The organism is Verrucosispora sp. CNZ293 (assembly GCF_002754655.1).
The window spans coordinates 4,402,186-4,415,290 of sequence record NZ_PEFR01000001.1; the positions used below are offsets into that span (position 1 = coordinate 4,402,186).

13 protein-coding genes are annotated in these 13,105 nt (G+C 72.2%); 7 read left to right on the top strand and 6 right to left on the bottom strand.

Features of this window, described 5'->3' with window-relative positions; all coding sequences use genetic code 11:
• Window positions 1-24 precede the first annotated feature (24 nt).
• A complete protein-coding gene (gene mycP / locus CLT74_RS20015; protein ID WP_099847891.1) occupies window positions 25-1,263 on the top strand; it encodes a type VII secretion-associated serine protease mycosin in 1,239 nt (412 codons plus the stop codon).
• Between the two features lie 50 nt (window positions 1,264-1,313).
• Here the strand turns inward: mycP and CLT74_RS20020 are convergent, their stop codons facing one another.
• Both CLT74_RS20020 and CLT74_RS20025 read right to left on the bottom strand, forming a co-directional pair.
• Window positions 1,314-1,607: a WXG100 family type VII secretion target gene (locus CLT74_RS20020; RefSeq protein WP_099847892.1), complete on the bottom strand. Its 294-nt coding sequence runs from the start codon at window positions 1,605-1,607 to the stop codon at window positions 1,314-1,316.
• Between the two features lie 26 nt (window positions 1,608-1,633).
• Window positions 1,634-1,954: a WXG100 family type VII secretion target gene (locus CLT74_RS20025; RefSeq protein WP_099852445.1), complete on the bottom strand. Its 321-nt coding sequence runs from the start codon at window positions 1,952-1,954 to the stop codon at window positions 1,634-1,636.
• A gap of 419 nt (window positions 1,955-2,373) precedes the next feature.
• Here CLT74_RS20025 and eccE point away from each other — a divergent pair, with 419 nt between their 5' ends.
• The 4 genes from eccE to rarD all read left to right on the top strand — a co-directional run bounded on the left by eccE (window position 2,374) and on the right by rarD (window position 6,024).
• The gene (eccE, locus tag CLT74_RS20030) at window positions 2,374-4,038 is read left to right on the top strand and encodes a type VII secretion protein EccE (RefSeq protein ID WP_486582427.1); all 1,665 of its coding nucleotides are present in this window, start codon (window positions 2,374-2,376) and stop codon (window positions 4,036-4,038) included.
• A gap of 45 nt (window positions 4,039-4,083) precedes the next feature.
• Window positions 4,084-4,470: a phage holin family protein gene (locus tag CLT74_RS20035; RefSeq protein ID WP_099847893.1), complete on the top strand. Its 387-nt coding sequence runs from the start codon at window positions 4,084-4,086 to the stop codon at window positions 4,468-4,470.
• Window positions 4,471-4,594: 124 nt separating this feature from the next.
• Window positions 4,595-5,092, top strand: a complete 498-nt coding sequence (locus CLT74_RS20040; protein WP_099847894.1) for a GNAT family N-acetyltransferase — start codon at window positions 4,595-4,597, stop codon at window positions 5,090-5,092.
• Window positions 5,089-6,024 (top strand): EamA family transporter RarD, encoded by a 936-nt coding sequence (gene rarD, locus CLT74_RS20045; protein ID WP_099847895.1) that lies wholly within the window; start codon window positions 5,089-5,091, stop codon window positions 6,022-6,024. The genes CLT74_RS20040 and rarD overlap by 4 nt, the downstream gene beginning before the upstream one ends.
• Before the next feature lie 108 nt (window positions 6,025-6,132).
• On the opposite strand, the gene CLT74_RS20050 is transcribed toward rarD, so the two are convergent.
• Complete coding sequence (locus CLT74_RS20050; protein ID WP_099847896.1) at window positions 6,133-6,825, bottom strand: zf-HC2 domain-containing protein; 693 nt, start codon at window positions 6,823-6,825, stop codon at window positions 6,133-6,135.
• Window positions 6,822-7,316, bottom strand: a complete 495-nt coding sequence (locus CLT74_RS20055; protein WP_486582747.1) for a sigma-70 family RNA polymerase sigma factor — start codon at window positions 7,314-7,316, stop codon at window positions 6,822-6,824. Before CLT74_RS20055 ends, CLT74_RS20050 begins: the two co-directional genes overlap by 4 nt.
• A gap of 247 nt (window positions 7,317-7,563) precedes the next feature.
• Here CLT74_RS20055 and CLT74_RS20060 point away from each other — a divergent pair, with 247 nt between their 5' ends.
• Complete coding sequence (locus CLT74_RS20060; RefSeq protein WP_099847897.1) at window positions 7,564-9,687, top strand: PhoX family protein; 2,124 nt, start codon at window positions 7,564-7,566, stop codon at window positions 9,685-9,687.
• A 78-nt stretch (window positions 9,688-9,765) separates the two neighbouring features.
• On the opposite strand, the gene CLT74_RS20065 is transcribed toward CLT74_RS20060, so the two are convergent.
• Window positions 9,766-10,548, bottom strand: coding sequence for an IclR family transcriptional regulator (locus tag CLT74_RS20065; protein ID WP_099852452.1), 783 nt, complete (start codon window positions 10,546-10,548; stop codon window positions 9,766-9,768).
• Window positions 10,549-10,702: 154 nt separating this feature from the next.
• Here CLT74_RS20065 and CLT74_RS20070 point away from each other — a divergent pair, with 154 nt between their 5' ends.
• On the top strand, window positions 10,703-11,896 hold the full coding sequence (locus tag CLT74_RS20070) for an MFS transporter (RefSeq protein WP_099847898.1): 1,194 nt from the start codon (window positions 10,703-10,705) through the stop codon (window positions 11,894-11,896).
• Between the two features lie 68 nt (window positions 11,897-11,964).
• Here CLT74_RS20070 and CLT74_RS20075 read toward each other — a convergent pair whose 3' ends face one another.
• The gene (locus CLT74_RS20075) at window positions 11,965-13,050 is read right to left on the bottom strand and encodes a polyprenyl synthetase family protein (RefSeq protein WP_099847899.1); all 1,086 of its coding nucleotides are present in this window, start codon (window positions 13,048-13,050) and stop codon (window positions 11,965-11,967) included.
• Between the last annotated feature and the right edge of the window lie 55 nt (window positions 13,051-13,105).

Sequence of the window (13,105 nt, forward strand, 5' to 3'; positions counted from 1 at the left end):
GTCGACACGATACGGAGGCCGTCGATGTCCCGGGTGCGAGGTGCGCGGCGACACCGGCGGATTCGTCGGCGCCGGCCGTACGTCTTCCGGGTGGGTCTGGTCGCGACCCTGCTGGCCGGCCCGACGTTCGTGGTCGCGGGGGCGCCGGCCAGAGCGGCGTCGGGATGCCCGTCGCCACCGGCACCGGCCCGGCCGGTCTCCGCGCCCCCATGGCCGCAGCAACGGTACGCCCCGGAGCGACTCGCCCAGCTGGCCACAGGTGCCGGGGTGACGGTGGCGGTGGTCGACTCGGGCGTCGACCGACGGCATCCCCAACTCGCCGGACGGGTGCTCGCCGGCACCGACCTGCTCGACGCCGGCGGTGACGGCAGGCTCGACTGCGTCGGTCACGGCACCGGCGTGGCGAGCATCATCGCCGCCGCACCACGCGTCGGGACCAGCTTCCGTGGGCTGGCGCCGCAGGCCCGGATCCTGCCGGTGCGGGTCAGTGAACAGCAGGTCGTGGACGGGCGTGGCACGGGACGCACGGCAGCGCCCGAGGACCTCGGCCGGGCGGTCCGCTGGGCTGTCGACCGGGGCGTCGCCGTGGTCAACCTCTCCGTCGTGCTCTACACCGACCATCCCACGGTTCGCGCGGCGGTCGGTTACGCGGTCAGTCGGGACGTGGTCGTGGTGGCCGCCGCCGGCAACCTCTCCGGTGGGGCCGCACCGCGCCCCTATCCGGCCAGCTACGACGGGGTGATCGGGGTCGGCGCGGTCGGCGCGGACGGACTGCGGACCGACTTCTCGCTCCCCGGCGCCCACGTGGATCTCCTCGCTCCCGGTGCCGACGTGCTGGTCGCCGCCCCTGGACAGGGTCACCGCAGCGCCGACGGAACCAGCTACGCGGCACCCTTCGTCGCGGGCACCGCAGCCCTGCTGCGCCATTACCACCCCGACCTCAGCGCGGTGGAGGTGACCCGGCGGATCATCGCCACCGCCGATCCGGCGCCCGGGAGCGGACACGGCGCGGGAGTGCTCAACCCGTACCGGGCGGTGACCGAGACCGGACCGGTGCCCGGGCGCGCCCGGGCGGCGGCGACCGGGCTGGCCGACCACCGGCCCGATCCGGCGCTGCTGGCGCAGCAGGACCGTCGGCTCGACGCGCGGCACCGGGCACTGCTGCTCAGCGGCGTGGGGGTGTCGATGGTGGCCGCCGTCGTGGTGCTCGCGGCGGTGCTGCCTCGGGGGATCCGTCGGCGCTGGCGCCCCGGCCGACCATGACCGCGACGCGGGGTGACGCCAGCTGGCGTCACCCCGCTGGGCGTGGAGGTTCACTGGAACAGGCCGGTGTTCCGCTTCTCGGTGTCGAGATAGTCCGCCGCGGACTCGTCCACCGCGAGCTTGATGTCCCGCAGCATCACCTGGAGGTCCTGCGAGGCGTTGCGCCACCGCGCCTGCCGCTGCTCGTACGCCTGCTGGGCCGTGCCGGACCAGCTGGCGACAAGCGGCGCCGCATCGCGCTCCAACTGGCCGAGCTGTGCGTCAAGCGTGTTCAACGCCCGCTGGATGTCCGCGCTGGCCTGCTGCAGTGCGGCGAAGTTGACGACCAGCACACCGTGCTCCATCGAAGTCTTCTCCCTGGGGTAGTGGGCTAGAGCGGCAGTTGGATGCCGCCACGGTTGGTGGCGGCCATCCGGGTGGCCGCCTCGGTGTCCGATGCGTCGTACCGCGTGCCGGCGGTGCGGATCGCCCCCGCCGTCTCCCGAAGCGCCTGCTGCAGACCGGCCTGGTCTTCCGCCCACTTCCGCTTGACCTGCTCGAACGACCGGCCGCCAGCGCCACGCCAGGCCTGCTGGAGGATCTCCAACTGGACCAGCAGTCCGCTGAGCATCGACTGCAACGACTGGTCGGTCTGCTCGAACTTCGCCGCGGTCTGCTGCATCACCGCGGCCTCTGCCTGGGTCTGAGACACCTGGGACGTCACCTCGTCTCCTCGATCGTGGCTGGCCCTACGGCGAAGAACGCACCACCCACGACGCCGGAGAGCGAGCACGACGCGGGATGGGCCAACGAGAACTCGTCGCTGAGAGTAGCTACACCGTCGCGGTTCTGCTACCCCACCGTCCTCCCCTGTGGACAACGCGATCGATCGACGGTGATTACGATGGGCGGCGGTCGGGTCGCAAAGGGTGACCGGGTTCGGGGAGGGGTGCGGTGGCGACGACCTTCACTCCGCCCCACCCGGCCGCGACCGACAGCCCGCGCTCCGACGATCCGTCACCAGGCGCCGGACGTCGGATCACCCCCACCGGGCCACGGCGACGACCTCGCCGTCGGTCGTCCCGACTCCGGGCCGGGCAGATCGTCACGACCCAGGTGGCGGCAGCGGGCATGATCGCTGTCCCGGGCCGAGGTCCCCTGACGACGGTCACGGCGGCGCTCGTGGTGGCCGGGCTGCTCACGGTGACCTGGTTCCGGGTTCGCCACCGATGGCTGCACGAGTGGTTGGTCACCGGCATCGGCTACCTGGCCCGTCGGCGGGCCACCCGGCGGCACTCCGGTTCGGCCGAGCTGCTCGGCCAGGTGGCCCCGCACGCGGTGGTCCGCTCCGTCGAGTGGGGCGGTGGTGCCGCCTCCGTGTTGGACGACCCGGACGGCCTGGTGGCGCTGCTGGAGATCGGCGACCCGGCCGACCTGCTCGGTGACGGCGGGAGGTCCCTGCCGTCACCCGCGTCACTGCTCCCGGCCGAAACCGACCAGACGCCGCCCGTACGCGTACAACTCCTGCTGACCGGTACGCCGGCACCGGCGGTCGGTGCCGGCGGCGGCGCGGCTGCCGTTTCCTACCGTCAGCTCACCGACGGGCGGCTGCCCGGCTGGGAACGGGCGGTGCTGGCGGTACGGGTGACGCGGGCGTGGGGCTGGCCGGAGGAGGCGCTGCGGCACGCCCTCGCGGGTACCGTCCGACGAATCGTCAGGCGGCTGCGCCCGCTGACCGTGCGACCGGTGGGCGAGCAGTCGATCCGGCGGGTGCTCGCCGAGTTCGCCCACCACGACGGGCGTCCGGTTCGGGAGTCCTGGCAGGCGGTCCGGTGCGGCGGTCTGCTGCAGACCAGCTTCCGGTTGCGCCGGTGGCCGGACGGCGATGCGGAGGCCGCGCTGCTGCCCCGCCTGTGGGCGCTGCCGGCGACCGCGATCACGGTGTCGCTGCACACCGGCACGCAGCGCCCGGCAACCACCGACCTGATCGTACGGCTGGCCGCGACGACACCCGCCGAGCTCTCCGACGCGGCTCGACAGTTGCGGCGGACGGTGGCCACGGACGGCGCCGCTGTGGAACGGCTCGACGGCGGGCAGTGGGCCGGCCTCGCCGGCACGCTGCCGCTGGCGCTGCCCGGGGCAGCGCCGCCGACCGCCGGGAATCCGCCGCTGGAGCTGCCCTGCGGTGCCGGCGGGCTCAAGCTCGGTGCCAACCGGCACGGCCACGCCGTCACCGTCCGACTGTTCCGGCCGGAGAGCACCCGGCTGATCCTCGTCGGTGGGGTGCCCGTCGCCCAACTGGTCGCCGCGCGCGCGATGGCGCTGGGTGCCCGGGTGGTCGTCCAGACTGGCCGGCCGCACGTCTGGGAGCGGTTCGTCCGGGGCGTCGGCGGGCCGGACGGACCTGTTCCGCTGATCCCACCGGACCGCCCGGTGCCCGGAGCACCAGGCACGCCACTTAACCCGGTGCTCGTGGTGCTTGACGCACCACCGCTCGCGGGTCCACGGCCGGGCACCACCTGGCAGACCACGCTGCTGGTCCGCGACGTGCTGACCTCGGCCGACGCGGACGCGTTGAGCCGGGCCGACCTGGCGGTGCTGCAACCGCTCAGCCAGGCGGAGGCCACGGTCGCCGGCAACGCGCTGGGGCTCGGCGACGCGGCGGAGTTGCTGACCAGGATCCGCCACGACATGGTCGCCGTGGTCAACCGGCGGGCTCTGCGTTGGGCACTGCTCGCCTGCACCCCGATCGAGTCGCAGCTCATCGGCACCGCAGCCCTGCGGCGAGCAGGATGATCTCGTGGGTTCCGCCCACGCGTCCGCCGTGACACCATGCCCGCCATGGGTTTTCTGAGAGGTCTACTGATCCGGGTCGGCGCCACGGCGGTGGCCTTCTGGCTGGCCACACTGCTCATTCCCGGTATCTCGCTCGACTCGGACTCGATCTCCGAGACGATCCTGACGCTGATTCTCGTCGCGGTCATCTTCGGTGTGGTCAATGGCGTGCTCCAGCCGATCATCAAGACCGTCGGCTGCGGCTTCTACCTGCTCACCCTCGGCCTGATCGCACTCGTGGTCAACGGCCTGCTGTTCCTGCTCACCGGCTGGATCGCGGACCAGGTGGGGCTGCCCTTCGACGTCGACGGCTTCTGGCCGGCGGCGGTGCTCGGGGCGCTCTTCGTCGGCATCGTCACCTGGATCCTCGGCGCCATCCTGGATCGCGACTGACCAGCTCCGCCGCGCCCGCCGGTGGCCACCGCAGCGACGGTGGCCACCGGCGGCACCCCGGGTTCGGCCATATCGCGGGAATTGGCTGCTGAACCCCCTGATCCGAGGCACTAGCTTCGGCGGGGTGCGCACACTGACCCGCGACGACGGTTACACGATCAGCACCGATCCGGCCCGACTCGATCTGGATCTCGTCCACACCTGGCTCTGCCGGGACGCGTACTGGGCGCTCGGGCGTGACCGGGAGACGGTGACGCGGGCGTTCGCCGGTTCGATCGGGTTCGGTGTGTACCGGCCGACGGACGGCCGACAGGTCGCGGTCGCCCGGGTCATCACCGACCGGGCCACCTTCGCCTACCTCTGCGACGTCTACGTCGACCGGGCCGAACGAGGTCACGGGCTGGGCACCTGGTTGGCCGGCGCGGTCCGCGACCATCTGGCCGAGCTCGGCGTACGCCGGATCCTGCTGGCCACCAACGACGCCCACGGGGTGTACGAGAAGGTCGGCTTCGGCGGCGTACGCGCCGACAGATGGATGGAGCTCGACCAGCGCGACCAGGCCGTGAGCCCGCTCACCAGCAAGGATCGACAGCCGCCCGGGCCCCTTACGGTGGAGCGGTGACGCCGCTCCGCCTCGGATACCTCTACGGACTTGGTGCCTACCTGCTGTGGGGGTTCTTTCCGCTCTACTTCAAGCTGCTGCGCCCGGCCGGTCCGCTGGAGATCCTGGCCCACCGGGTGGTGTGGTCCGTCGCCTTCGTCGCGCTGCTGCTCGTCGCGCTACGCAACGTCGGCTTCCTGCGTGCCCTGCTGCGCCGGCCCCGGACGCTGGCGGGGATCGGGGCCGCAGCCACGCTGATCGCCGTCAACTGGTTCACCTACATCTACGGCGTCAACTCCGACCGGGTGGTGGAGACCGCCCTCGGCTACTTCATCAACCCGCTGGTGGTGGTCCTGCTCGGGGTGCTGGTGCTGCGCGAGCGGCTGCGCCGGGCGCAGTGGCTGGCACTCGGCGTCGGCGCGACGGCGGTGGCCGTACTCGCCGTCGACTACGGTCGACTGCCGTACCTCGCGCTCATCCTGGCCTTCTCCTTCGGCGGGTACAGCCTGGTGAAGAAGCGCCTCGGCCTACCGGCGGCGGAGGGCCTGTTCGTCGAGTCGGCAGTGCTGTCCCTGCCCGCCCTGGGCTACCTCGGCTGGCTCGCCGCCACAGGTGAGGCCGCGTTCGGTCATGTCTCGGCCGGCCACACGGCCCTGCTGGTGCTCGCCGGGGCGTTGACCGCCATCCCGCTGCTGCTCTTCGCCGGGGCCGCCAACCGGCTGCCGCTCACCGCCCTCGGCATGCTCCAGTACGTGGCGCCGATCCTCCAACTCGGCTGCGGCGTACTGATCTTCCACGAGCCGATGCCGCCGGCCCGGCTGGCCGGCTTCGCCCTGGTCTGGCTCGCCCTGATCGTCTTCACCGCCGACGCGGTACGCCAGGCCCGACACACCCGCCGCCTGCGCCTGGACGGCACCGTGCCAGCCACGGCGGCGGTCGCCACCAGCCGCTGACCTCGCCGCAGCGCCGGCCTCGCCGTAGCGCCGGCCTCGCCGCAGCGCCGGCCTCGCCGCGGCGCTGAATCGCGGGCCGCTGAGGTCGCCCGACGGTCAGCTGCCGGTTCAGCGGACCTCGTAGGCGAGCACCGGAGTGCCGTCGGCACGGATCAGTTCCAGCCGGACCAGCTCGGCGTTCGTGAACCGGGTCGCCCCGGTGATCCGCAGGTCGTCGCCGGGGGCGGCCAGCCAGGAACCGATCTGCTCCTGAGAACCGTCTCCGGCGTGCGCCACCAGCCGGAAGGCGTTCGCCTTGCCGTACCCGGCCCGCTCGTCGTAGCCGCAGTGCATGGTCACCTCGGTGCCCCAGTCGGTGCCGGTCAACCCGATCTCGGCGTGCACCGGCACCGTTCCGGCGACCGGCTGCATCTGTACCATCCGCACCTGGCCGCCCGGCGCGTTCGGCCCCTGGCCGGGCAGCAGCGTGGCCGCCCCGAAGCCGACCACCAGGGCGAACGCGGCGGCGGCCAGCCCGATGACCGCGTACCGCAGCCGGCCCGCCTGCCGCTCGCGGCGTCGGCGCTCCCGGGCGGCGGTGAGCAGCTCGGGCACCCGGGGATTCTCCGGCGGCGGCAGGAACTGTTCCAGGCTGGCCGGGTCCAACCGGCCGAGCAGGCCGGGCAGCACGGCGATCTCGGAAACCGACTGTTGGCAGGCCGGGCAGTCGACGAGGTGCCGTTCGTAGCTCACGCGATCGGCTGGGGAGAGCGCGCCCAGCACGTACGCCCCGTCGTCGAACGCGAACTCGCAACGGTTCATCCGGTCACCCCCATCTCGGCCAGGACCAGCCGCAGGGAGCGCAGCGCGTAGTGGGTGCGGGACTTCACCGTGCCCGGTGGAACCCCCAGCCGGGAGGCTGCCTCGGAGACCGATCGCCCCTGGTAGAAGCACTCCACCAGGACATCGCGATGCGACGGACTGAGCCGGTTCAGCGCCTCCGCGACCGTCCACGCCTCGACGGCTCGCTCGGTTTCGTCGACGACCTCCGGCGGCTCGGGAAGTTCGTCGGTGTAGACCTCGCCGACCCTGGTGGACCGCCGCCGCCAGGCGTCGATCGCGAGGTTGCGCGCGGTGGTGAAGAGCCAGGCGCGCACCGAACCACGCCGGGGGTCGAGCGACTCCGGATGCCGCCAGGCCCGTAGCAGCGTCTCCTGCACCAGGTCCTCGGCGCGCTGCCGGTCGCCGTTGACCAGCCGCAACGCGTGCGCGTACAGCGCGTCGGCATGCTCGTCATGCAGGGCGCGCAGCAGGTGGGCGTCGTGGTCGCTGATGGTGTTCTCCTCGCTCTCGGCGCGAGCGGGCGCGGTGTTACGACCTGAGATACGTGCTGTCACGCCTATCGGTTCATTCCCAGCTCAAACCTGGGATTCCCGGGGGTGGAGTTCATCGCTGGTTCACATCGACGCCGACCCACGCTCACCGCACCGCCCTAGCGTCCGGCGGGTACGCGTCGGTGACCTGCACCGACGTGCACCGACCCTCAGGAGGATCCTCCCCATGAGCGACCGTCCCCGGCTGCTCCCGCTGCTGGGCACCCCCCGCCACGGCAGCCGCGACGCCATGACCTGCCTCTACCGCTGCGGTAACGCCTGTGACCACCCGGTACCCAACACCTCCGACAACGCCTACTTCGGTGACGTGGTGAACGCCGAGGTCAGCCGCCGCGGCGTGGTTCGCGCCGGGGCGGTCGGCGCCCTGGTGCTCGGTTTCAGCGGCGCGGCGGCCGGCGCGCTGGCCGGCGCGGCACCCGCCGCCGCGGCCCCGGTCCCCCCGGTGCCTCCGGCCGGTCAGTCGACCGCGCCCGGCCGCCGTCCGGGCAGCGGTGCCCTGAGCTTCAAGCCGATCCCGCCGAACACCCTCGACACGTTCGTCGTCCCGAACGGCTACGACCACGCCGTGATCATCCGCTGGGGCGACCCGGTGGTGCCCGGCGCGCCGGAGTTCAACCTGCACCGGCAAACCGCCACAGCGCAGGCCAAGCAGTTCGGCTACAACAACGACTTCGTCGGTGTGCTGCCGTTGGACAAGGGCGGCAAGCGGGCCCTGCTCGTGGTCAACCACGAGTACACGAACGAGGACCTGATGTTCCCCGGCTTCACCAGCCAGGACGCGCTCAGCGTCGAGCAGGTGAAGGTGGCGATGGCCGCGCACGGCATGTCCGTGGTGGAGATCGAGCGCGTCGGCGGGACCGGCCAGTGGCGGGTCGTCGGCTCCGGCCGCCGGCCGTACAACCGCCGGGTCGACGCGCTGAGCAGCAAGTTCGAGCTGACCGGCCCGGCCGCCGGCTCGTCGTTCATGAAGACGGCCGCCGACCCGAAGGGGCGTACGGTCATCGGCACGCTCAACAACTGTGCCGGCGGCGTGACCCCGTGGGGCACCGTGCTGTCCGGTGAGGAGAACTTCAACCAGTACTTCGTCGGTGGCGACGCGGCGCCGGAGTCGGAGAAGGCCCGGCTGGCCCGCTACGGCATCAGCACCACCGCGCGGTACCCGAGCGGCAGCCGCAAGTGGGACCGGGCCGCCGAGCGCTTCGACCTCGCCAAGCACCCCAACGAGGCCAACCGGCACGGCTGGGTCGTCGAGATCGACCCGTTCGACCCGGAGAGCCGCCCGCGCAAGCACACGGCGCTCGGCCGGTTCAAGCACGAGGGCGCGAACGTCATCGTGGCGCGCAGCGGGCACGTCGTCGCGTACATGGGCGACGACGAGCGCTTCGACTACCTCTACAAGTTCGTGTCGGACAAGAAGTTCATGAAGGGTGACTCGTGGGTCGCCCGTAAGCACAACCTGACGCTGCTGGAGTCGGGCACCCTCTACGTCGCCAAGCTCGACCAGACAAGTGCCGGTGAGATCGACGGCTCCGGCACCCTGCCCAGCGACGGCGCCTTCAACGGTCGGGGCCGCTGGATCAAGCTCGTCAGCGGCAACCGCTCCCATGTGGACGGGATGACCGCCGCCGAGGTGCTGACCTTCACCCGCATCGCCGCCGACAAGGTCGCCGCGACCAAGATGGACCGTCCCGAGGAGGTCGAGATCAGCCCGCGCACCGGCAAGGTGTACGTGGCGCTCACCAACAACAGCAACCGTGGGGTCGGCAGCAACCCGGCACCGGACGAGGCCAACCCGCGTACGGCGAACCGGCACGGGCAGATCCTGGAACTGGTCGAGGACCGGGGAGACAACACCGCGGAGACGTTCAACTGGTCACTGCCGATCAACTGCGGCGATCCGGCCGACCCGTCGACCTACTTCGCCGGGTACGACAAGACCAAGGTGTCGCCGATCTCCTGCCCGGACAACCTGCTCTTCGACCGGGCCGGCAACCTGTGGATCTCCACCGACGGCAACGCCCTGGGCAGCAACGACGGTCTCTTCGCCACCCCCGTCGAAGGACCGGAGAGGGGGCACCTGAAGCAGTTCCTGACGGTGCCGGTCGGCGCGGAGACCTGCGGCCCGTTCTTCACCGACGACGAGCGTTCGGTCTTCGTGGCCGTGCAGCACCCGGGCGAGATCACCGGTGCAACTGTCGACAACCCGGCCTCCACCTGGCCCGACGGCGACTACGCCAAGCCGGGCGTGGTGGTGACCTGGCGGCTGGACGGCGGACCGGTCGGTAGCTGACCCCGCCCCGGCTCGCGCCGGCCGCCACTCCGACGGCCCTCTCCCCACCAGGGAGGGGGCCGTCTCGGCAGCTACCGATCAGGTGTCCGCGGCCAGGCCGTCGGCGATGGCACGCGCGGCGGTGAGCAGCTTCGTCCGGACCACCCGTGCGGAGGTCATCATCTCGCTGGCCGGCAGCGCGCAGGCAAGCACCGTGCGCCGTTCCATGTCCTTGTCCGGGCTGACCAGAACAGCGGCACACGCCACTCCCTGCCGGAACTGGCCCAGTTCCAGTTGCATTCCGCGTCGCTCCCCGGCCGTCAGGTCGGCCTCGAACGCCTCCGGGGTGGTGAGAGTGGCGCTGGTGAACGGACGCATGCCGTACTCACGCAGATAGCGGTGGCGTTGCTCGGCGGTGAGGGTGGCGAGCAACGCCTTGCCGAGTGCTGTCGCGTGCGCGCCCTCGTCGAACCCGGGAACGAGATCCTCCAGGTACGGCGAGCGGTTCCCCTCCGCCACGGCGGTGATCGCCACCTGTCCACCCACGAACCGGCCCAGAAAGTGGCTCCAGCCGGTCTCCAGAGCCGCCCGACGCAGGCTCTCCCCGATGGCCGGTGAGCCGCGGAACGCGGCAACCAGTTCGCGGTAGCGGTCGGCCACCTCCAGACCCACGATGTACGTGCCGTCCTCCCGACGGATCACGTAGCCCTCGTACGCGAGGGTGCGGACCAGGTGATAGGTGGTCGCCACGGTCAGCTCGCAGCGTCGGGCGATCTGTTTCACCGTCAGGCCCCGTGGGGCACGACCGACCGACTCGAGCACTCGAAGCGCGCGGGAGACACTTCGGATCAGGTCCGAAGGTTCCGCCAGGGGGTCACGCACAACCACCTCCGCCACCGGGGACTTACACCATATGAAAAAGCGGCCCGCCGCGAAATGCCTGATCGGGTGGAGGATCGATGATCATCCGACACAGGATGTGAGGTGGAACGCACTTTCCGTCGTCGAGGTGCGGCTGGCGTAGGTTGGCCGCACCATGACCCACATCGCCCCTCCGCGTACCTCGGAGACCGCCGCACGGCCCGTCCGGGCCAGCGCCGTCGCGGTCACCGTCACCATCGCCTGCGTCCTGCCGGTCTTCCTGGTCGGCGGCCTCGCCGTACAGATGCGGGAGGAGTTGGCCTTCTCCCCCGCCGGCCTGGGGCTCGTCGTGGCGGTCAACTTCGCGGTGAGCGCCCTCGCCTCGGTTCCCTCCGGTGTGCTCGTCGAACGGTGGGGTGCCGCCGTGACGGCCCGGGCCGGCATCGTGGTCTCCGCCGGCAGCCTGCTCGCCGTGGCGGTGGCGGCCCGCTCGTATCCGGTCCTCGTCGGTCTGCTGGCCGTGGCCGGCACCGCCAACGCGCTCGGTCAACTGTCCAGCAATGCCCTGCTCGCCCGGCACGTCCCGCCCCGGCGGCAGGGGCTGTCGTTCGGGGTCAAGCAGGCGGCCATCCCGCTCTCCACCCTGCTTGCCGGCGCAGCGGTACCCACCCTCGCGCTCACCGTCGGCTGGCGCTGGGCCTTCGTGGCGGCAGCCGGCGCCGCACTGGCCGCCCTGCCGGCCGTACCCTCGCAGGGCACCAAGCCCGCGCGGCGACGCACCGGAGGAGGCGGCGGCGCGAGCCCAGGGCTGGTCCTGGTCGGCGTGGCCGCGACGCTGGCCGCAGGGGCGGCGAACGCGCTCGGCACCTTCGTGGTCGACGCCTCGGTCGACCGGGGTCTCGGTCCGGCGATGGCCGGGCTCACGCTGACCTTCGGCGGCGCGGTCTGCGTGGCGGCCCGGATCGGGTTCGGCTGGCTGGCCGACCGCCGCACCGGCGGACACCTCGCGGTGATCGCCGGTCTGCTGGTGGCCGGCGCGGTGGGGCTCGGCCTGCTCGCGGCGGCCGGCCCCGGGGCGCTGGTCGTGGGCGTGCTGCTCGGCTTCGGTTTCGGCTGGTCCTGGCCCGGGCTGATGAACTTCGCGGTGGTCCAACTGCATCCGCAGGCCCCGGCCTCGGCCACCTCGATCACCCAGACCGGGGTGTACGCGGGCGGCTGCCTCGGCCCCCTCGCCCTGGGCCCGCTCGCCGCCGCAGCCGGCTACCCGGCCATGTGGCTCACCGCAGCCGTCGCCATGCTCGTCGCCGCCACCCTCATGCTCACCGCCACCCGCCTACTCCCCACCCACCGGCCCGCCTCACCCAGCTGATCAAGAAGTTTCGGTCCGGATTCGCGCGCACGGCGACCAGAACTTCTTGATCAACCCATTGAGGGGGGTCAGCTGGTGCGGTCGGCGATGTGGTCGCAGAGGGATTCGAGGGCGCGGCGGGCCGGGTCGGCTGGCAGGGGGGCGAGCTGCGCGCGGGCGTCCTCGGCGTAGCTGCGGACGGTCTCGCGGGCACGCTTGAGTGCCGGGCTCTCCCGCAGCAGGCCGAGCGCCTCGGCGTGCAGGGCGTCGTCGGTGAGTGGCCCGGTGGCCAGGATCTCCCGCAGTCGCACCGAGGCGGCGTCCGCGTCGTCGGAGGCGAGAGCGTAGAGCACCGGCAGGGTGGGCACGCCCTCCCGCAGGTCGGTGCCGGGCGTCTTGCCGGACTCCGTCGACTCGCTGGCGATGTCGAGCAGGTCGTCGGAGAGCTGGAAGGCCACCCCGATGGTCTCGCCGTACCCGGCCAGCGCCGCCACATGCTCCGGCGCGGCCCCACTGAACTGGGCACCGAAGTGCGCGCTCGTGGCGATCAGCGAGCCGGTCTTCTCGGCGATCACCTGGAGGTAGTGCGCCACTGGGTCGTCGCCGGCACGGGGACCGACAGTCTCGGCGATCTGCCCGTGGACCAGCCGGGCGAAGGTGCGCGCCTGAAGGCGTACCGCTTCGGGACCCAGCTCGGCCGCCACGTCCGCGGCCCGGGCGAAGAGGTAGTCGCCGACCAGGATGGCCACCGAGTTGGTCCAGCGCGAGTTGGCGCTCGGCGCACCCCGGCGCACCGCCGCCTCGTCCATCACGTCGTCGTGGTAGAGCGTGGCCAGGTGGGTCAGCTCCACCACCACGGCCGCCGAGACGACCTCGGCCCGGGCCGGGTCGCCGAACTGGGCGCCCAGTGCCACAAGCAGCGGGCGGAACCGCTTACCGCCGGCCTCCACCAGGTGCCGGGCCGCCTCGGTGACGAACGGGTCGGCGCTGGCGACGCTGGCCAGCAGCTCCGCCTCCACCGCCGCCAGCACGCCGAGGACTGACTCCTCGCTGCGCGGGTCGGCGAGGTGAAGCCCGAGCGCGCCGAACTGAGCCGCGCCGGAGCGACTCCGGCGACCACCGGAGCCGGTGACACCTGAACCTTCGCCACCCCTAATCACCACGCCTCCAACCATGCCACACAGGCTCTACCTGCACCGGACCGGGGATACGCGACGAGGGCCGGCCCAC